This window comes from Yinghuangia sp. YIM S09857, from assembly GCF_051388915.1.
In the GTDB taxonomy this organism is placed as follows: domain Bacteria; phylum Actinomycetota; class Actinomycetes; order Streptomycetales; family Streptomycetaceae; genus Yinghuangia.
In genome coordinates, this window is sequence record NZ_JBPKBH010000004.1 from 270,769 (window position 1) to 290,217 (window position 19,449).

Sequence of the window (19,449 nt, forward strand, 5' to 3'; positions counted from 1 at the left end):
CGCCGCGGGCTGCTCCGCCCGGTCCCCGTCGGCCGCCACGTCGTCCGAGCCGCAGGCCAAGTCCCCGGCACCCGAACCGGCACCCGAGCCGCTGCCCGGGCCGGAGCCGGACCCGGCGCCCGAACCAGCACCCGGCCCGGAGTCCCGTCCGGAGCCCGAAGCGGCCCCCGCCCCCGCCTCCACAACCGCATCCAGCGGCACGTGCGTCCGCACCCGGACCAGTCCGGGGACGTGCCGCTCGACGGTCAGCACCTCGATCTCCACGACCGTCGTCACCGGCGCGTCCGGATCCCGGGCCTCGTCCGGATCCGGGATCGTGACCCGGTCGCCGACCTCCGGAAGCCGCCCGAGCCGGGCGATGACCAGCCCGCCGAGGGTGTCGTACGGCCCCTCGGGCAGCTCGGTGTCGATGATGCGCTCGACCTCGTCGACGCGCAGGACGGCGTCGAGGCGCCACCAGCCGTCCTCGGGGCAGGCGTCCACGACGGACTCCACGTCGGATTCGTCGGCGATCTCGCCGACCAGTTCCTCGGCCACGTCCTCGTACGTCACGATCCCGGCGAGCCCGCCGTGTTCGTCCAGCACGATGGCGAACTCCTCGTCCACCGCGCGCAACTGCTCCAGCAGCGAGGACAGGCCGGCGGTGTCGGGGATCAGCAGGGGCTGCCGGGCGATCGCGCCGACCGTCACGCGGTCGGCGTCCGCAGGAGCCACGGCGAGCAGGTCGGCGACGCCGACCACGCCCACGATGTCGTCGACGCGCTCGCCGACGACGGGGTAGTGCGAGTGACCGCATTCCTGGACCAGGGCGATCAGTTCGGCGGTGCTGCTGTCGGCGCGGACCCGTATGACGTCGGGGCGCGGCACCATCACCTGATCGACCGTCAGGTCACCGAAGGCGATGGCGCGTTGCAGCATGTCCGACAGCTCGGGGGCGAGATCGCCCTCGCGGTCCGCCTCGGCGACGATGTGGCCCAGTTCCTCGGTGGTCGCGCCGCCGTGGATCTCCTCGACCGGTTCGATGCCGAGCGCGCGCACGAGGCGGTTCGCGACGTTGTCGAACATCCGGATGACCGGGCCCATGACCTTCAGGTACGCGAGCGTCGGCCCGGCCAGCAGGACGCTGACGCGCTCGGGCTCGGCGATGCCCCAGTTCTTGGGGATCAGTTCGCCGAGGACCATCTGCACGCCGGTCGCGATGCCGAAGCCGAGCACGAGGGTGACCGCGGTGTCGGCGCCGGAGGGCAGGCCGAGGGGGTCGAGTGCGGGGGAGAGGAGGGCGCCCAGCGCGGGCTGGGCGATGAAGCCCACCAGCAGCGTCGTGATGGTGATGCCCAGTTGCGCGCCGGAGAGCATGAACGACAGGCGGCGGGTCACCTTGAGTGCGCGGCCCGCGCCGCGGTCGCCGGATTCGGAGCGGCGGCGCAGCTCTGCGCGGTCGGCCGCGACGTACGCGAACTCCTGGGCGACGAAGAAACCGGTGCCGACCGTCAGGACGACGACGGCGAGTATGCCGAAGGCGGCGGACGCGGCGTTCATCGGACACCCTCCCGAACGACGCCGCGCGGATCACTGGCTCGGGAGGGACCGGTACTCGGGGGGTCCGTCTCTTGGGCGGACACACACGCTCCTTGTGAAGTCCGCGGACGCCCGCTCATCGGGCACCGCGGCGTTTTCGGCTGGCCTGCTGGCATAAGAACGTATCACCGCAGATCCGTGTTCCCATGCCTGCGGACGGGCTGCGCCGCAGGTGGGAACCGGATGTGTCGGCCGTCACGTGACTGATCGTCAAAAGCTACTGACCGTTAGTACTTGGCGCGGATGCGCGGACCGTGACAGTCTGTGCGGCCGTGGGCACAGTACGCCGAACGGTGGAGCGGATTGTAGGGATCCGTACCGACTGGTGCCGGTCTCGCGGTCCTTTGTCGTCCTCAAGTTGCCCGGGAATTCATCCCATCGAGGGAACCCGAACGGGGTGCATGTCGACAAGGATGGGAGACGACCCTTCACATCCGCGGCAGCCGAGCGGCGACCACCGGGGGCGGTGTTGAACGACAGCAAGACCGGGCGCAGGCGTTCCGGGGGCCGGGCGGTCCCACGCCAGCGAACGGAGCACACCAAACCCGGACAACTCAGCGAACCCGCCGCGGAGAATCCAGGATTGATCGACAAAATCGAGGAATGCGGCAACGCGGAAGGCGGTTCCCACGTTCAGACAAGTGTGGGCACCCCATCGGGAGCCCCCGCCGACACCGGAGCGGGACCCGTCACCGGAGACGTCGGCGGCAGCGCGGCAGGCCCGACGGCCGCCGCGCCCGTTCGACCCGACGAGGTGGCGATGACCCGGACGCTCGACGCGTACGCGATACGCCTGGCCGCACTCAAGGCGTACGACATCACCGGCGTCCGCCCCCGTGAACTCCAGCGCTACCGCACCCATGGCGAAGTACCCGACGGCCTGACTGAGGAGGTCGTCCGGCGCGCCCAGCAGATCGTCGAGGAGGAGCGCGCCCGGCTGCTGCGCCTGGCACGCTCCTGACCCCGGTTCCCGCCGCTCAGCCCCGCGCGATGGTGTCGAGGACCTCCGCCAGTCGCGCCGGCTCCGAGAGCATCGGCCAGTGCCCGGTCGGCACCGCGTGCACCGACCGCGTGCGCGCCGCCGCGAACTCCGCGAAGAACGGGTGCCCCGCCGCCGTCATCGCCTCGACCACCTCCAGCGGGAACGTCGAGGCCACCAGGTGGCTCGGCACGTCGTACCGCGCCGGATTCACCAGCCGCAGCGGACCCGTCGAGACGCCCCACGGCTGAGGGGTGCCGCGCTCGCGCAGCAGCGCGAGGTCCGCGTCCGACAATCCCGCGAGGTTCTCCGGGTCGGCCTCCGGGTCGAAGGGCGGCACCGGGACGGCCACCCCGCCCGACTCCGCGACCTGGCGCCGGATCGTTTCCTGCTCCTCCGGCTCGGCCGTGTCCAACTGCGCGGTGCCGTCCGCGAGCGGGCCGCTGTCGACGAACACGATGCGGGCGACGCGCTCCGGGATGCGGTCCAGGACGCCGTACGCCGTGATACCGCCGCCGCTGTGCCCGACCAGCACCACGTCGCGCAGGTCGTCCTTCTCGAACAGGTCGACGACCGCCTGGATGTGCGTGTCCTGGTCGATGCCCTGCGGGCCCTCGCCGGCGCGCTCGGCCAGGCCGGGCAAGGTGACCGGCAGGACGTCGTGCCCGGCCGCGCGCAGCGGCTCGGCGACGCGGTCCCACGCCCACGCGCCGAGCCAGAATCCGGGGATCAGAACGATGGTCGCCATGCTGCCGCTCCTTGCCGGGCGCCGCGGACGCGGGCCGTTGTGCGAGGGCCGCCGGTCGCGGCCCTGCTGACAAGGACGACGCTATGGCCGGTACCTGACATCTTCTGTCAGGTAGGAGCGGGCCCCGCGTGTCCTGTCCGGAAGTCCCGCGCCTGCGCGTCTGCCGTCATGTGTATGCCGTCACGAGTCTGCCGTCACGCGTCCGCTGTCCGCGCGCCTTCTGTCTGCTCCGCGGCCTGTGTCGCGGCCTGTGTCGCGACCTGTGCGGCGTCGATCTGTTCGACGAGCACCCGCAGGCCCGCCTCGGACGGCGAACCCGCCTCGGCGGTGTAGGTGATGAGGAGCTGGTCGTCGTCGTCCGCGACCCGGAAGGTCTCGTACGCCAACGTGAACTCGCCCAGTTCCGGGTGCCGCAGATGATAGCCGCCGTGCGACTTGTCCTTCACCTCGTGCTCGGCCCACAGCCGCCGGAACTCCGCGCTGCCCTCGCCCAGTTCGGCGACGAGCGCGGCCAGGGCCGGGTCGCCCGGGTGACGTCCGGCGTCCAGGCGCAGGTACGCGACCATGTCGCGCGCCTTTGTCTCCCAGTTCACGAACCGCCCGCGTACCTCGGGGTCCAGGAACACCATGCGGGCCTTGTTGCGATCGCCCGGCGGCAGCAGGCCCGGGTCGGCGACCAGCACCGCGAACAGCGGGTTCCACGCCAGGACGTCAGTGCGCCGCCCGGCGATGAACGCGGGCGTGTGCGGCATCGACTCCAGCAGGCGGAGCAGCCCGGGGCGGACCTCCTGCGGCTCAGCGTAGGAGCGGGCGTCCGCCGCACCGGGCGAGCCCTGGGCCGCCTGCACGAGACGGTGGAGGTGCGCCCGTTCGTCGCCGTCCAGCCGCAGTGCGCCCGCGACGGCGTCGACGATCTCGGACGAGACGTTGCCGGTGCGGCCCTGCTCGAAGCGCACGTAGTAGTCCGCGCTGACGCCCGCGAGTTGCGCCAGCTCCTCACGCCGCAGGCCGGGGACGCGGCGGCGCTCGCCGTATGCCCGCAGGCCCGCGTCCTCGGGTCGGAGGCGGGCCCGCCGCGAGCGCAGGAAATCTCCCAGTTCGGCTTTGTGGTTCATGCAGGTGGTCCCCGGGTTGTCAGGAGTCGTGACGCCTTTCGCCGAACACCAGCGGGAGGTGCCTGATTCCCGTGTGCCGGTTGCTGCGCGTCCATTCCACCGCACCGGCCGACTCGACCGTTCCGAAGGTGTCGACCAGCGCGCGCAGCACCGTGCGCGTCTCCAACCGGGCGAGGTTCGCACCGAGGCAGTAATGCACGCCCTGCCCGAACGCCAGGTGCGGATTCGGGTCCCGCGCGATGTCGAAGCGGTCGGCGGCCGCGAAGGCCGCCTCGTCGCGGTTCGCCGAGCCCTCCCACACCAGCACCTTGTCGCCCTTCGCGACGGGTATGCCGCCGAGCACGGTGTCGCGGGTCGCGGTCCGCCGCTTGGACGGCGACGGCGACGTCCACCGCATGACCTCCTCGACCGCGCTGCCCATCAGCAGTTCCGGCGCATCGCGCAGCGCGGCGAACTGCGCCGGGTTCTGCACGAGCGCCAGCACGCCGCCGGCGACGGCGTTGCGCGTGGTCTCCGCGCCTGCCGCGAACAAGAGGTTGAAGAACATGTGCAGTTCGACCTGGGTCAGGCGTGGCGGGTCCACGTCGGCGAGTTCGGCGTGCACGACGAGCGAAAGCATGTCCTCGGCGGGCCGCTCGCGCTTCTCCGCGATGAGGGCGGCCCCGTACGCGAACATCGCCTTCTGCGCGGCGGCCTTCTCGGCGTCGCGGCCGTCACGGTGGTCGAAAAGGTGCTCGATGTACCCGAACAGCTCGTGCCGGTCCTCCTCCGGGACGCCGAGCATCGAGCAGATCGTCTGCATTGGCAGTTCGCCCGCGACCGCCGCCAGGAAGTCGACCGGCTCGCCCTCGGGGACGGCGTCGAAGAGTGCGCGTGTGCGGCGGAGCAGGTCGTCGCGGAGGAGTGCCACCATGCGCGGCGTCAGTCCCTTGTTGACCAGGCGCCGGATCCGGTTGTGCCGGGGGTCGTCCATCATGTTCAGCACCAGGCCGCTTGCGGGGGAGTCGGCCAGCATCGTGCCGCCGTGCTCGGACGAGTAGGTGTCGGCGTCGCGCAGCACCTCCAGCGTCTCGGCATACGTCGCCACCGACCAGAACCCGGTGCCGTCCGGGGTGTGCGCGGTCGGCTCGTGCCACCACACCGGCGCCTCGCGGCGGTGCGCCGCAAAGACGTCGTGCGGGAAGCCCTCGGCGAAGACGTCCAGGTCGGTCAGGTCGACACCGGCCAGCGCGGCGGGTGCGGGCTTGCGCATGGAGCCCCCTCGGGAAGTCGTCAGGAAACCGTACCGTTCGCGTGGCTCGATCGGGTGAATCGGCGGCGGACGACGCGGAATCTCCCGGAGCGGCCCCCGGCCGCGCCTTAGCGTTGGCGCGCCCATTCCGCACCGCGCACCGCCGGAACGCGGTGCGAACTTCACGGGGGAGCGCATGAGATACCGCCTTGCCGCCGTTCTGCTCGGCATCTGGACGCTGCTCGTCGGCGCCCTGGCCGCGCCCGCGAGCGCCGCGGCGCAGTTCACGCCGCTGGACGAATGCTCCACGGCGTCCTACCAGGGCGACCCGCGCCTCGGACCCGAGACGCTGCCCAAGCTGGGTCCCGTCGGTTTCCAACTGTTCCTGTACGACAGGACCGGCCACATGTCGGTCCCGCAGTTCCTGGACACCTACTACGACCCGGCTGTGCCCGGATGGCGCTACCCGCCGTCCGACGGCTACGTCGTCGGAAAGGACGGACAGCCCGTCGCGTGGCGGCAGCAACTGTCGCCGGGCCAGGACGTCGACCGCTACGGGAGCGAGTACGGCGCCTTCCTCGCGCCCGAGGGCCTGCCGTACGCCGCCCGCGCGATCCCGCCGCAGAGCCTCAACGGCACCCCGGCCGCCGGGTGCAACTACCGCGACTACCGCGTGGTGAAGCCGTTCACCGTGAAGGCCGGGCCGATCGCCGCGTGGTTCGCGCAGCCCGGCGGCGGCCTCCAGTACCAGTTGGACGGCAGCCTCGTCCCCGGCGCGCCCGAGCGGCTGAACGTCCTGTGGCTGGTCGACAACGGCTACCTCAAGCGGCTGCCCTGACCTGAACGGCCTGACCAAGGGCCCTGATGAAGGGCCTGACCTGAAGAGCCTGGTCCGACCCGCGGCTGCTGTCCCGACCAGGGCAGCGCAGCGGACCGCCCACCGCCCGTCCATTCGATCCGGGTGGGCGGGCGGCGGCCCTTGTGCCCGGCGGCGTTTCTGCGACTGCCTGTGCGCGCCGACACTCGCGACGGCAACCCGTGCCCCGATGCGCCGCCGCCCCCGCCGCCGGTGTGATCATGGAGGTGTGGATGCCGCCGACCTCGCCCTGCGGATGGAGCTCAACCTCACCGAGCACGCCTGCCACCTGCACAGACGCACGCGGCACATGACCGTCACCGAGACGCCCGACGTGACCTTCGCGGACAGCGGCCTCGACGACGACACGTTCAACATCGTGGCGCACGCCCGCTTCGCGCCCCGCGACGCCGACCTGCGGATCGCCGACACGCTGCGGCACCTGCGCCGCGTCGGCCGCCCGTTCTCGTGGTGGATCGGCCCCGCGTCCGGGCCGGAGGACCTCTCGCGGCGCCTGGCGGCCGCGGGCGCGCCGTGCGCGGAACAGGAACTGGCGATGTGGGCGGTCCCGGCCGAGGTCGCCGAACAGTCCGTCGGCATGGGCCTCGACCGTACGGCCCCGGAGCTCCCGGCGGGCGAGCGCGCGCAGGCGTCGGCGGCGGAATCGGCGGCCGCCGATTCGTCGGCCGTGGAGTCGGCGGGGACCGTACCGGCCCTGCGGGGCCCGGAGTTGGACATCCGCGCCGCCAAGGACCCCGCCGAACTGGCCGACTTCGCCGCCGTCCTCGCCGCCAACTGGACGCCGGCGTCCACCACCGTCACCGAGTTCTTCGCCGCGACCGCCGCCACCGCGCTCGGCCCCGACAGCGCGTCGCGCTACCTCGTCGGGTACGCCGACGGGCGTCCGGTCGCGGCCGCCGAGGTCTTCGGGCACGCCGACGTCGCGGGCATCTACAACGTCGCCACACTCGCCGCCCACCGCAGGCGCGGGTACGGCGGCGCGATGTCCCGGGCCGCGGTGCGCACCGCCGCCGAACTCGGCTACTCCGTCGCGGTGCTCCAGGCGTCCGGGGAGGGCGAACCGGTCTACCGGGCGCTGGGGTTCCGGCCGCTGGGGCCGGTCGTGGAGCACGCGGTCAGCGCGGATCCCCGGACGGTGTGACCGCGTCCGCCTCCGTCCCGGCCTCCGCCCGGGTCGGCAGCGTGAGCCCGGCGAGCAGCGTCAGCGCCGCCTCGGACGCCGAGCCGGGCTCCGCGGTGAACGTGGAGAGCACGCAGGAGTCGTCCGGCAGGTGCAGCGACTCGTACTCCAGCGACAGGCCGCCGACCAGCGGGTGGTCCAGCCGCTGCGTGCCGTGCCGCTTGCCGCGCACCGGGTGCGCCGCCCACATCTCCGCGAACTCCCGGCTCTTCAAGGTCAGTTCGCCGACCAGCTCGGTAAGCTGAGGGTCGTCGGGGTACTGCCCGGCGGCGACCCGCAGGTACGCCACGTTGTCGTGGGCCTTCGCGGTCCAGTCCGGGTAGAGGGCGCGGGTGTGCGCGTCCAGGAACACCAGCCGCGCGCAGTTGGGCCGGTCCGCGGCCCGGTCGGTGGCGGCGAAGTCGTAGTGCGGCGCGAGCAGCGCGTGCCCGAGGCGGTTCCAGGCGAGGATGTGTCCGAACCGGCCGACCAGGATCGCCGGCACCCGGTCGATGGCGTGCACCATGCGGCGCAGCGGCGCCCGCACCCTCTCGTGCCTGGCCGTTCCGCGGCGCCGGGCCCGCCCGGGGCGGGCGAGGTTGCGCAGGTGCGCGTGCTCGTCCCCGTCCAGGCGCAGGACGCGGGCGAGCGCGTCCAGGACGGCGTCCGAGGCGTTGCCGCTCTGGCCCTGTTCGAGCCGCGTGTAGTACGCGGCGCTGACCCCGGCGAGCTGGGCCAACTCCTCGCGGCGCAGGCCTGGTACGCGGCGGCGCGCGCCGTACGCGGTCAGCCCCACGTCCTCCGGACGCAGCCGCGCGCGTCGGCTGCGCAGGAATTCTCCCAGGTCATCGCGTCGTTCCATGCCGCCCAGCATTACCCCGGCCGGGTGGCGGGGGCCAGCGGCGAGGGTGTCCCTGTCAGTACCAGGACCGGGGAAACCATGCTTCGCGGGCCTATCTCCCGCAGGGGGCTGGGTACGCCGTGCCGCTCCCGGGAGGCTTCTCGGCGTAAGGAGGCGGCACCGCCGCCGCACCCGGCGCCTCGTCCGCCGCCGCCCCCGCACGCACCGCGGACGGCGGCCGCCGCGCCGGCGTCGCACCGATGTCCCCGAGAGGCACCCCACGATGTCCACCACCCTGGAAACAGGTTCCGCAGCCGCGCCGCAGTCCGGGCCGCCCGGACGCACCGGCGCGGCACCGCGTATGACGCCGCGTCAGCGGCTGATCCTCGTCCTGCTCCTCGGCTCGCAGTTCATGCTCGCCGTCGACTTCTCGATCCTCAACGTGGCGCTGCCGAAGCTGGGTGAGGGCCTGGGCTTCCGGCTCGCCGACCTCCAGTGGGTGGCGACGTCCTTCGCGCTCGCCGCCGCCGGGTTCACGCTGGTCTTCGGCCGCTTGGCCGACCTGGTCGGACGCCGCCGCATGTTCATGCTCGGCATGGCGCTGCTGATCGTCGGCTCGCTCGTCGGCGGGCTCGCCCCGACCCCGGGCGTCCTGCTGATCGGCCGGGTCGTCCAGGGCCTCGCTACCGCGATGGCCACGCCCGCCGCGTTGTCGCTGCTGACCACGTCCTTCCCGGAGGGGCCGCTGCGCGACCGGGCGCTGGGGTTGAACGGCGCGCTGCTCGCGTCCGGGTTCACCGCGGGCGCGGTCTTCGGCGGCGTGCTGACCGACGCGCTCAGCTGGCGCTGGGCGTTCCTCGTCAACGTGCCGATCGCGGCGGCCGTCATCCTGGCGACCCCGGCGGTCATCGCCGAGAGCAAGGCGTCCGGCAGCACCCGGCTCGACGTGCCCGGCGCGCTCACCGCCGCGGGCGGTCTGCTGGCACTCGTGTACGGCATCACCCGTGCGGGGGAGGACGGTTGGGGCGACACCGTCGCCCTCACGACTCTCGCCGCGGGCGCCGTGCTGCTGGTGGCGTTCTGGTACGTCGAACTCCACGCGGACGCGCCCCTCGCGTCCGTGCGCATGCTTCGCCGGCGCACCGTGAGCTGGGGCAACGTCGGGGGGTTCGTGACCTTCACGATGGAGTCCGCCCTTGTCTACGTCATGACGCTGTACTTGCAGCAGGTGCTCGGCTACTCCGCGCTCCAGACCGGACTGGCGTTCGGCGTCGTCGGCATCGCCTGCTTCTTCGGCGGCGTCGCGGCACCGCGCGTGATCGCCCGGATCGGGAGCGCGGCGGCGCTGGTCGTCGGCCTGGTGCTGCAAGGCGTCACGACGGCGGCGCTGTTCAACGTGGGCGACTCGCGCGGGCAGTTGGCCCTGGTGCTGGCCGCGCTCTCGCTCGGCGGCGTCGGCCACCTGTTCGCCATCGTCGGCTACATGGTCACCAGCACCTCGGGCGTCGCGGACGACGAGCAGGGACTCGTCACCGGCATCGCGTCCATGACCCAGCAGGTGGGCCTCGCGATGGGCATCCCGGTCATCAGCTCGGTCGTGACCGCACGCATGGACGGGGAGACCGGCACGCGCTCCGAGGCCGACGCGCTGCTGTCCGGCATCAGCGCGGGCGTGCTCGTGGACGCGGCGATCGTGCTGGCGGGGGCGTTGCTGGTGGCTTTCGCCCTGGTCCGGCGGGCGCGGTCGGCGGGGCCGCGCTGACGGTTCCGCACGCCGGGGAGGGGAAGGGCCGCCGTGACCGGTGCCCTTCCCTTCCCCGTCGTCAGCCCCACTCGTCAGCCGTCGTCGAACCGGCCGTCTTCGTCAGTCGTCGCTGCTCTGGTCGCGCTCCTCCTGCGAGAAGGAGTACGGCGAGGCGCCCGGAGCCGCGCCCGCGGCCGGGGCCGGCGCCTGCCGGGCCCGGCGCAGCATCGAACTTGCCGACTGGAACGTCTGGCGGGTCTTCTTGCTGCTGTAGCTCATCGCCTGCCCGGCCGCGATGCCCATGCCGCCGGCCGCCGCGAAGGCGTCCTGGTCAGCGCCCAGGAACACGAACACCCAGCCGTACCGCTCCTGCTGATGCGTGATCATCTCGCGCACCCGGGACAGCGAGTACTCGGACGAGGCGTTCTCCTGCCCGTCGGTGAGGATCACCATGATCACCTCGCCGGGACGCCGCGCCTCTGGCAGGCCCGCCAAGTCCTCGCCGACCTTGGCGATGGTCCGGCCGACCGCGTCCAGCAGCGCCGTCATACCGCGCGGGCGCAGCGTGAAGTCGGGGGCCTCGGTCACCAACTTGTTCTCGTAGACCACTTCGTAGCGGTCGTCGAACTGGTACAGCGAGACCGTGGTGCGCGCCTCGACTTCGCGCTGGTCCTCCAGGAAGGCCTTCAGCCCGCCCTCGGTGTCGTCCTTGACACTTTGCATCGATCCCGAACGATCCAGGACGACCGCAATGTGGCGCAGGTCAGGATCGGTCATCTCGTCGGCTCCTCCTCGAATTTCCGCTCCCCGGGTTCCGCGTCCTCCGCAACCATCCTCCATCGCCGCGGCCCGTGCCGCTCGGCATTTCCCGCCCGCCGCCGGCGGCCCGCCTGGGCCGCGATCCCCCTGCTGTCGCGTTTCTTCAAGAGCCTCGCGGCCCCGCGGCATAGCGTGGGGTTCATGAGCACGCGCATGACCGATCTTCTTGCCGCCGCCGCAGAGCGCGCCGTCCTCGTGGTCCAGGGCCTACCGGACGACCTCATGGACGCGCCCACGCCCTGCGTCGAGTACACCGTCGCCGACCTGGCCAACCACCTGTACCTGGTCGTCGTGAACTTCCAGGAGCTGGCAGCCAAGCAACTGCCCGACTGGTCGCAGACCCCCGACTACCTCCACGGCGCCTGGCGCGATGCGTTCGCCGCCGAGACCGAGCGCCTCACCGAGGCATGGGCGGCACCGGGCAGCGAGGAGGGCGTGTCCCCGGGAATGGGCCTACCGGCGCGCACCGTGGGGCAGATGGCGCTGCTCGACCTGACCGTGCACGCGTGGGACCTCGCCCGCGCGACGGGGCAGCCGTTCGAGCCCGCGCCCGAGACGGTGCCCGAACTCGCCGAACTGCTGGCCGTGATGGGCCCGACCGCCCGGAAGACGGGCGTGCTCGGCGAGCCGTGCGCGGCGCCCGAGGACGCCGACGCGTTCGTACGGCTCCTCGCCGACTCCGGCCGCGACCCCGGTTGGACGTCCCCCGACCGCGGCTGACCGTCGGCACTTGGCTCCGGCGGGGGCGTCCGCCGCCCCGTAGCATGCGCAGATGCCGACGAATCCGCAGATGGACCCGCAGATCGGCGCCGCCGCGACGGCGCGGCGCCATGTGGCTTTCGACCGCTTGCACAACTTCCGCGACCTGGGCGGCTACCCGGCCGCCGACGGTCTCGTGGTGGCGTGGGGGCGGCTCTACCGCGCCGATTCGCTCGGCAAGCTGCGCGGGGACGACGCCTCCGCCGACCGGGAGCGGTTCGCCGCCCTGGGCATCCGCACCGTGGTCGACCTGCGGTACCCGTGGGAGATCGCGAAGCGCGGCCGGGTCCCCGAGCAGGACGGGCTCGACTACCACAACCTGAGCATCGAGCACCGGCCGTACGACCAGGCGGCGCTGGGGCCGGACGTCGACGTCGAGACCTTCCTGGTGGAGAAGTACGCCGAGGTCGCGGCGGACGGCGTCAAGGAGATCCGCGGCGCCCTCGACGTCCTGGCCGCGGCCGCCGGCCCCGCGGTGTTCCACTGCACCTCGGGCAAGGACCGCACCGGCATCATCGGCGCGCTGGTCCTGACCCTCCTGGGGGTGGACGACGAGGTGATCGTCGCCGACTTCGCCCTCACCGGTCTCGCCACCGAGCGGCTTGTCGCCGACTGGCGCTCCTGGGTACCGGCGGACCGCGAACTGACCTGGCCGGGCTACGGGCGGGCACCCGCAGGTCTCATGCGGCGCTTCCTGGCCTGGGCGGAGGCGGAACACGGCTCGCTGCGCGGGTACGCGGAAGCGCAGCTCGGCGTGGACGACGCGCTCGTGGCGGCGCTGCGGACGCGGTACCTGGTCGCGGCGGGCTGAGCCATGCCTCCACATTCCCGCCGGGGCCCGCATGCGAGGGAACGCGAAGGCACTCCCTCGGTGGCGCCCCGTGGTCGGGTCAGAGCCAGTCGCGGCGTTTGAAGACCACGTACAGCGTCACGCAGACCAGAGCCATCAGCCCGATCGCGAACGGGTAGCCCGCGACCCAGGTCAGTTCCGGCATCTCGGTGAAGTTCATGCCGTAGATCGTCCCGATGAGGGTCGGGGCGAACAGGATGGCCGCCCACGCCGAGATCTTCTTGACCTCTTCGTTCTGCGCCAGGCTCACCTGGGTGAGCTGCTTCATCTCCTCGTTCTGCTTCTGCGTCACGAGGGTGGCGTTGACGGACATGATGTTCTGGAGCATCTGGCGGAACCCGTCGACGCGTTCCACGACGGTGGTGGCGTGGTCCTCGACGTCGCGGAGGTAGCGTCGCAGTTCGTCGTCCACCGCGTACTTCTCGAAGCCCAGCGACAGGTCGCGCAGGATGCCCAGCAGCGGGCGGCCGGCGCGCTGGAACTCGATGACCTCGCGGCCGAGTTCGTAGATGCGGCGGGAGACGTTGGGCTCGCCGAGGAAGACTTCGGTCTCGATCTCGTCGATGTCGTGCTGGAGCCCGGCCACCACGGGGGCGTACTCGTCGACGACGGTGTCGAGGATCGCGTACAGCACCGCCTCGGGGCCCAGGCGCAGCAGGTCGGGGCGCTCCTCGACCCAGCGGCGCACGGCGGCCAGGTCCGGGGCCTCGGCGTGCCGCACGGTCAGGACGAAGTTGCGGCCCATGAAGACGTGCAGTTCGCCGAAGTCGACCTCCTCGACGTCGTCCAGGTAGCGCGCGGCGCGCAGCACCGCGAAGAGGGTGTCGCCGTAGCGCTCCAGCTTGGGGCGCTGGTGTGCCACGATCGCGTCCTCCACCGCGAGCTCGTGCAGCCCGAACTCCTCGGCGGCGGACAGCAGTTGTGCCTCGGCGGGGCGGTAGAGGCCGATCCAGGCCATGGCGCCGGGGCGTTCGTGCAGGAAGCGGTACGTCTCGGCGAGCGTGTCGGGCGAGGCGACGCGGCGGCCGTCGACGTAGAGCGCGCTGTCGATGAGGCTGTTCTCGACGGGCAGGGGCGGCGGTTCAACCGGACGCGGGTCCATCGACTGCTCGGGCGACCGCTCGGACCCGGCCTCGCCCGAGCGGTCGGGGGAGGCGTGCCGGCGGCCGCGCAGGTAGGAGCGGCGCCGGTCGCTCATCGGTGCCCCCTCACCGGATGAGCCTGCCCGGGGGTCGCCCGGGAGGTTCCGCACATCACGAGCCGCTCATCGGGTGTCGCTCATCGGATGTCGTCCATCGGGGGGCCTCCGGGGTGCGCGCGGGCGCGGGAGTGGCGTCGGGAACGGCGTCGGGGGGGGGGGGGGGGGGGGGGGGGGGGGGGGGGGGGGGGGGGGGGGGGGGGGGGGGGGGGGGGGGGGGGGGGGGGGGGGGGGGGGGGGGGGGGGGGGGGGGGGGGGGGGGGGGGGGGGGGGGGGGGGGGGGGGGGGGGGGGGGGGGGGGGGGGGGGGGGGGGGGGGGGGGGGGGGGGGGGGGGGGGGGGGGGGGGGGGGGGGGGGGGGGGGGGGGGGGGGGGGGGGGGGGGGGGGGGGGGGGGGGGGGGGGGGGGGGGGGGGGGGGGGGGGGGGGGGGGGGGGGGGGGGGGGGGGGGGGGGGGGGGGGGGGGGGGGGGGGGGGGGGGGGGGGGGGGGGGGGGGGGGGGGGGGGGGGGGGGGGGGGGGGGGGGGGGGGGGGGGGGGGGGGGGGGGGGGGGGGGGGGGGGGGGGGGGGGGGGGGGGGGGGGGGGGGGGGGGGGGGGGGGGGGGGGGGGGGGGGGGGGGGGGGGGGGGGGGGGGGGGGGGGGGGGGGGGGGGGGGGGGGGGGGGGGGGGGGGGGGGGGGGGGGGGGGGGGGGGGGGGGGGGGGGGGGGGGGGGGGGGGGGGGGGGGGGGGGGGGGGGGGGGGGGGGGGGGGGGGGGGGGGGGGGGGGGGGGGGGGGGGGGGGGGGGGGGGGGGGGGGGGGGGGGGGGGGGGGGGGGGGGGGGGGGGGGGGGGGGGCGGGGGGGGGGGGGGGGGGGGCCGACGGGGGGGGGTCGCCCCCCCCGACTATTGTCCCTTTTGCCGCGCGGTTTCCGCGGATTTGTCGCCCGTGGGTCCAAGCGTCGGACCTCTTGCCGAGAACCTTGGTCGGGGTCTCGGCAAGCGGCTCGTCGAACGGTCAGCGTCCGTAGCGCCGGTTGAACTGCTCGATCCGGCCGGCGGTGTCCAGGACGCGGCCCTTGCCGGTCCAGAAAGGATGGCTTGCGGCCGAGATGTCGACGTCGACCACGGGGTAGGTCTTGCCGTCCGTCCACTCGACGGTCTTGTCGCTGTCGAGGGTGGATCGCGTCAGGAACGCGAAGTCGGCGGACTTGTCGCGGAAGACGATCTCGCGGTACTCGGGGTGGATGGCGGAACGCATGGAAGCCTCCTGTGCGGCGTATGCCGCGTACGCGGCGGATGTGCGGCTGATGGGCGCCTGCTGCGCGGGCGGATCGTGCGCGGGCAGCGGGTGCGTGCGGCGGGTCAGCGCTCCTCGCGGAACACCACGTGACGCCGGGCGACCGGGTCGTACTTGCGCAGCTCCAGCCGGTCCGGATCGTTCCGGCGGCTCTTGCGCGTGACATACGTCTGTCCGGTGCCTGCCGTCGACCGCAGCTTCACCACGGGGCGCAGATCGCTTCGTGCCATCGGGGGCCTCCTCGTCTCTCTCGGCGCCGCGATTCCGACCGCGGCACATGAGTGAGAACGATTTCCGTCAGCGGATATTCCATGTGGCCGTTCATCACGGCATCACCGCAGGTCAGAGCTCGAACGGCCCCTTCCCCATCTGATCCCGCACGGTCACGACGGGCGGGTTGAGCAGGGCCCGCCGCTGCCAGTTGGCGCCGTCGACGACCAGCGTGTGGCCGGAGATGAACCGGGCGTACGGCGAGGTCAGGAAGGTCGCCGCCCAGCCCAGCTCGCGCACCCGGCCCACCCTCAGGGCCGGCTGGAGCGGGTCCTTGTCGTGTTCCCGGTCGACGTTGCCGCGGATGTCGGCGGTCATGTCGGTGTGCGGGAAGAGGCCCGGGACCAGGCCGTTGATCTGGATCCCGTACGGGCCCCACTCCACGGCCAGCGTCTCGACCATGTTCTTGACGCCCGCCTTGGCCGCCGCGCTGTGCGCGAAGCCGGGGCCGCCGGTCCAGGCGTACGACGCCCCGATGTTGACGATCGAGCCGGGGGTGCCCGCGGCAAGGTGGCGCCGGGCGAACTCGCGGGCGCAGAAGTACGTGCCGTTGAGGGTGATGTCGACGACGGTGCGCCACGCGTTGGGCGACATGTCCTCGGCCGGGACGGGGAAGTTCGCCGCGGCGTTGTTGATCAGGACGTGCGGCAGCCCGAAGTGCGACTCGGCGGCGTCGAAGGCCGCGGCGATCGCCTCGGGGTCGCGGATGTCGCAGGTCACCGTGGCGACCCGGCCCCCGAGCCCTTCCAGGCCCTCGCGGGCGGACTTGAGGTGGTCGTCCTTGCGGCTGGCTACGACGATGTCGGCGCCCAGGCGGGCGTACTCGCTCGCGATGGCCTTGCCCAGACCCGTGCCGCCGCCGGTGACGAACACCACGGTTCCGTCGTACGTCCCCGGCGGCAGGGCGCTCGCGCCCAACGGGGCCGGCTCCGGCAGGCCCTGGTACGGGCTCTTCTTGTCGCTCTGGTTCTCGGTCATGTCGGCGGCTCAGCTTCCCGTGAAGTGCGGCGGACGGTTCTCGGCGCGGGCGGCGCGGAACTCGGCCAGGTCGTCGGAACGGCTCAGGTAGGTCTGGGCGATCAGCTCCTCGGCCATCGAGCTGCGGACCTCCGGCTCGGCGAGGTGCTTGATGACGCGGCGGGCGGTCTTGACGGTCGCGAACGGGGCCGCGGCGATCTTCTCGGCCATCTCGCGCACGGTCGCGTCCAGCTGGTCCGCGGGGACCACGCGCGAGACGACGCCGTGCGCGTACGCCTCCTCCACGCCCATCGGCCGTCCGGTCAGGACCAGGTCGGAGGCCACCCCGTGGCCGCAGATCTGGAACAGCCGGCCGACGCCGCCGGTGTCCGGGATGACGCCGTGCGTCACCTCCGGCAGCATGAACCGGGAGCCTTCCGCGGCCACCCGGATGTCGGCGAGCAGCGCGCGCTGGAACGACGCGCCGATCGACCAGCCCTTGCAGGCGACCAGGATGGGTGCGTCGAGGTCGAACATCTGCTGGACGCCCCGGTGCCCGCGCGTCATCAGCTCGTGGTGCGTCATGGTGACCTGGCCGCCGCCGATGGCCCCCACATCGCGGCCGGACGAGAACGACTTGCCCTCGGCCCGCCAGATCACCGCCCGCACGTCGTTGCGCGTCCGCAGCTCGGCCAGGATCTGCCAGAGCTGTTGGTCCATGTCGTCGTCGAACGCGTTGTGCTTGTCCGGGTTGTTGTTGGTGATCGTGGCGATCGGACCGTCGTACTCAAGCAGGACTTTGTCCGCCACTTGGCCTCCGTCGGTGCTCGGCGTGGATCTGACGATGTGTCACTTGACCTGCATATACCAACGGGGCGGCGGTTTCGAGGGCAGGGCGGGTGGCCCGTTCGGCGGATGCCCGGTAATGCGGCGTGTGGCACCCGGCGGGAGTGTCGCGAATCACCGATCCTGGAGGCAGAGACCGCGTCCGACGGGAGCCGCCCATGAAGGTCCAGCTACGCCACAACCCCTCGTTCACGGTCGCCCGGTGCGTCCTGGCCGGCGGCGAGCAGATGCGTGCCGAGAGCGGCGCGATGCTCGCGCACAGCGCGGGGGTGTCGATCGACGCCAAGATCGAGGGCGGCCTCATGCGCGGCCTCAAACGCAGCGTGCTGGGCGGCGAATCGCTGTACCAGACCACCTTCACCGCACCACCGCAGGGCGGCTGGGTCGACGTCGCGGCGAACCTCCCGGGCGACGCGATCACCATCGACCTGGAGCCGGGCCAGGACCGCTTCCTGCTGACGAAGGGCTGCTGGCTGGCCAATTCGTCCGGCGTCACGATCGACACCAAGTGGGGCGGCGCCCGCAACCTCTTCGGCGGCGAGGGCGGCTTCCTGGTCGAGGCTTCGGGGCAGGGCGTGGTGGTGGCGAGCTGCTTCGGCGCCCTCGACGTCATCGACCTGGAGCCGGGTGAGCAGGTTGTCGTCGACACCGGCCATGTCGTCGCCTACGCGCCCACGATCACCTTCCAGATCCGCCGCGCGGTCCAGGGCCGTTCCATCCAGAGCATGAAGTCCGGCGAGGGCTTCGTCTTCGACTTCACCGGCCCCGGCCGTGTTCTGGCCCAGTCCCGCAACCCGAGCGGCTTGATCTCCTATCTGACGGCGAACCTCCCGGGCTCGCGGGCGTAGGTGGCGTGTGCTCGGCCCGGCCCGCGATGGCCTGATCGCCCACCTTTCGGGTCCGCGGGCACGCCGGGCATGTCCGGTCCACTGCTTCCGGTCACGTCCTCGCGCAGACCTGCGATCCGAGCTGTCCCGACCACCACCTCTCCGCCCACCTCCCGGGTCGGCGGGCGTGCGCCCGACACTTCGAGCGGCGTGCACCTCGGTCCACGCGCCGCTGATCGCGCGCGGTATCAGGCGTTTGCCGTATCAGGTGTTTTGAGGTGCTTCCGTGCTGTTAGCTTCATAAGCGGCGATTTCGGCCAACAGTGCGCTCTTGTCGGTCGGGTCGAGGTAGGACGCGCGGACGCCGTTGCGGGCGAGGTCGACGAGGGTGCCGGCGGTGAGGCCCAGTTTGCGGGCGAAGCGGTATTCGCCGAGGAGCGTGGTGCCGAACATCGGCGGGTCGTCGGAGTTGAGGGTGACCATCAGGCCCTCGGCGATCATGCGCGGCAGCGGGTGGTCCTCGGGGCGGGCGACCGCGGATGTGCGCAGGTTGGAGGTGGGGGAGACGTCCAGCGGGAGCTGCGTGTCGCGGAGGTACGCCACCAGCTCCGGGTCGTCCATGCTGCGGATGCCGTGCCCGATGCGCTCGGCCTTGAGCGCGCGGATCGCGGACCATACGCGGTCCGGGCCCTCGACCTCACCCGCGTGCGGCAGGCTCTTGAGCCCCGCAGCGCGCGCCCGCGCGAACACCGCCTCGAACGGGTCGCGCTCCACCTCGATGCCGCCGACGCCGAAGCCGACCACGCTCGCCGGGCCGTGGGCCAGCACGGCGTCCAGGGTCAGTTCGCCCGCCTCGGGGCCGAACTGCCCGGCGAAGTCGGGGATCCAGCGCAGCCGGATGCCGGTCTCCCGCTCGGCCTCGGCGCGGCCCGCCTCGATTCCGGCGAACACCACCTCGGCCGGGATGCCGCGCACGAGGTGGCTTTGCAGGCTGACGTGGACCTCGGCGTATCGGACGTTCTGAGCGGCGAGCGCGCGGCCGGTCACCGCGGCGAGGAGTGCGAAATCCTCCTCGTCGCGCAGGCCTTCGAGGGCCTTGACGTAGACCTGGATGAAGTGCGGGAAGTCCTTGAAGGCGTACCAGCCCTCGATGGCCTCGACCGTCTGCGGGATGTCGGCGAGCCGGTGCTTCCGGGCGAGCGTCAGCAGCGTCTCGGGCAGCAGCGAACCCTCCAGGTGCACGTGCAGCTCGACCTTGGGGAGGCCCGCGAGGAACGCGTCCGAGGCGGGCGCGGAGGCGGAGACGGCCGCGGCGGTGTTCTCGGCGGCGGCCTCGGCGGCGGTGGGACTGGAGGCAGGGACGGTCACGCGGTCT

Annotated in this window: 18 protein-coding genes and 1 pseudogene; 7 read left to right on the top strand and 12 right to left on the bottom strand. The window is 73.0% G+C overall.

What is annotated here, in order from left to right; genetic code table 11:
• Positions 1-210: 210 nt before the first annotated feature.
• Positions 211-1,539: pseudogene (locus ACRX5S_RS10060) on the bottom strand (hemolysin family protein); the annotation flags it as partial.
• Between the two features lie 799 nt (positions 1,540-2,338).
• Between ACRX5S_RS10060 and ACRX5S_RS10065 the strand changes: the two are divergent.
• Positions 2,339-2,539, top strand: a complete 201-nt coding sequence (locus ACRX5S_RS10065) for a hypothetical protein (RefSeq protein WP_358349715.1) — start codon at positions 2,339-2,341, stop codon at positions 2,537-2,539.
• Positions 2,540-2,555: 16 nt separating this feature from the next.
• Here the strand turns inward: ACRX5S_RS10065 and ACRX5S_RS10070 are convergent, their stop codons facing one another.
• From ACRX5S_RS10070 to ACRX5S_RS10080, 3 genes are all read right to left on the bottom strand, one after another.
• Positions 2,556-3,305, bottom strand: coding sequence for an alpha/beta fold hydrolase (locus ACRX5S_RS10070; protein WP_436772481.1), 750 nt, complete (start codon positions 3,303-3,305; stop codon positions 2,556-2,558).
• A gap of 194 nt (positions 3,306-3,499) precedes the next feature.
• Entirely contained in the window at positions 3,500-4,420 is a 921-nt protein-coding gene (locus tag ACRX5S_RS10075; RefSeq protein WP_436772482.1) for a helix-turn-helix transcriptional regulator, read from the bottom strand.
• A gap of 19 nt (positions 4,421-4,439) precedes the next feature.
• Entirely contained in the window at positions 4,440-5,672 is a 1,233-nt protein-coding gene (locus tag ACRX5S_RS10080; protein WP_436772483.1) for a cytochrome P450, read from the bottom strand.
• A 175-nt stretch (positions 5,673-5,847) separates the two neighbouring features.
• On the opposite strand from ACRX5S_RS10080, the gene ACRX5S_RS10085 reads away from it, so the two are divergent.
• Positions 5,848-6,489: a TNT domain-containing protein gene (locus ACRX5S_RS10085; protein WP_436772484.1), complete on the top strand. Its 642-nt coding sequence runs from the start codon at positions 5,848-5,850 to the stop codon at positions 6,487-6,489.
• Positions 6,490-6,763: 274 nt separating this feature from the next.
• Complete coding sequence (locus ACRX5S_RS10090) at positions 6,764-7,669, top strand: GNAT family N-acetyltransferase (RefSeq protein ID WP_436772752.1); 906 nt, start codon at positions 6,764-6,766, stop codon at positions 7,667-7,669.
• On the opposite strand, the gene ACRX5S_RS10095 is transcribed toward ACRX5S_RS10090, so the two are convergent.
• Positions 7,644-8,549, bottom strand: a complete 906-nt coding sequence (locus tag ACRX5S_RS10095; protein WP_436772485.1) for a helix-turn-helix transcriptional regulator — start codon at positions 8,547-8,549, stop codon at positions 7,644-7,646. The two genes, ACRX5S_RS10090 and ACRX5S_RS10095, sit on opposite strands and share 26 nt — an antisense overlap.
• A gap of 262 nt (positions 8,550-8,811) precedes the next feature.
• Here ACRX5S_RS10095 and ACRX5S_RS10100 point away from each other — a divergent pair, with 262 nt between their 5' ends.
• Positions 8,812-10,290 carry an MFS transporter gene (locus tag ACRX5S_RS10100; RefSeq protein ID WP_436772486.1) on the top strand — a complete coding sequence of 493 codons (1,479 nt, stop codon included), beginning with the start codon at positions 8,812-8,814 and terminating at the stop codon, positions 10,288-10,290.
• A 102-nt stretch (positions 10,291-10,392) separates the two neighbouring features.
• Here ACRX5S_RS10100 and ACRX5S_RS10105 read toward each other — a convergent pair whose 3' ends face one another.
• Positions 10,393-11,049, bottom strand: a complete 657-nt coding sequence (locus ACRX5S_RS10105; protein WP_436772487.1) for a vWA domain-containing protein — start codon at positions 11,047-11,049, stop codon at positions 10,393-10,395.
• Between the two features lie 183 nt (positions 11,050-11,232).
• On the opposite strand from ACRX5S_RS10105, the gene ACRX5S_RS10110 reads away from it, so the two are divergent.
• Together ACRX5S_RS10110 and ACRX5S_RS10115 are read left to right on the top strand one after the other, a co-directional pair.
• Positions 11,233-11,811: a TIGR03086 family metal-binding protein gene (locus ACRX5S_RS10110; protein WP_436772488.1), complete on the top strand. Its 579-nt coding sequence runs from the start codon at positions 11,233-11,235 to the stop codon at positions 11,809-11,811.
• Positions 11,812-11,863: 52 nt separating this feature from the next.
• Positions 11,864-12,661, top strand: coding sequence for a tyrosine-protein phosphatase (locus ACRX5S_RS10115; protein ID WP_436772489.1), 798 nt, complete (start codon positions 11,864-11,866; stop codon positions 12,659-12,661).
• A gap of 79 nt (positions 12,662-12,740) precedes the next feature.
• On the opposite strand, the gene ACRX5S_RS10120 is transcribed toward ACRX5S_RS10115, so the two are convergent.
• The 5 genes from ACRX5S_RS10120 to ACRX5S_RS10140 form a co-directional block, all read right to left on the bottom strand.
• Positions 12,741-13,898, bottom strand: coding sequence for a magnesium and cobalt transport protein CorA (locus ACRX5S_RS10120; protein ID WP_436772490.1), 1,158 nt, complete (start codon positions 13,896-13,898; stop codon positions 12,741-12,743).
• 994 nt (positions 13,899-14,892) lie between these two features.
• Positions 14,893-15,135, bottom strand: coding sequence for a type B 50S ribosomal protein L31 (locus ACRX5S_RS10125; RefSeq protein WP_436772491.1), 243 nt, complete (start codon positions 15,133-15,135; stop codon positions 14,893-14,895).
• Between the two features lie 104 nt (positions 15,136-15,239).
• A complete protein-coding gene (gene rpmG, locus ACRX5S_RS10130; protein ID WP_436772492.1) occupies positions 15,240-15,404 on the bottom strand; it encodes a 50S ribosomal protein L33 in 165 nt (54 codons plus the stop codon).
• Between the two features lie 112 nt (positions 15,405-15,516).
• Positions 15,517-16,422 (bottom strand): SDR family oxidoreductase, encoded by a 906-nt coding sequence (locus ACRX5S_RS10135; protein WP_436772493.1) that lies wholly within the window; start codon positions 16,420-16,422, stop codon positions 15,517-15,519.
• Between the two features lie 9 nt (positions 16,423-16,431).
• Positions 16,432-17,211, bottom strand: coding sequence for an enoyl-CoA hydratase/isomerase family protein (locus ACRX5S_RS10140; RefSeq protein WP_436772494.1), 780 nt, complete (start codon positions 17,209-17,211; stop codon positions 16,432-16,434).
• A gap of 194 nt (positions 17,212-17,405) precedes the next feature.
• Here ACRX5S_RS10140 and ACRX5S_RS10145 point away from each other — a divergent pair, with 194 nt between their 5' ends.
• Complete coding sequence (locus ACRX5S_RS10145) at positions 17,406-18,095, top strand: TIGR00266 family protein (RefSeq protein ID WP_436772495.1); 690 nt, start codon at positions 17,406-17,408, stop codon at positions 18,093-18,095.
• A 243-nt stretch (positions 18,096-18,338) separates the two neighbouring features.
• Here the strand turns inward: ACRX5S_RS10145 and add are convergent, their stop codons facing one another.
• Positions 18,339-19,442, bottom strand: coding sequence for an adenosine deaminase (gene add / locus ACRX5S_RS10150; protein WP_436772496.1), 1,104 nt, complete (start codon positions 19,440-19,442; stop codon positions 18,339-18,341).
• Positions 19,443-19,449 lie beyond the last annotated feature (7 nt).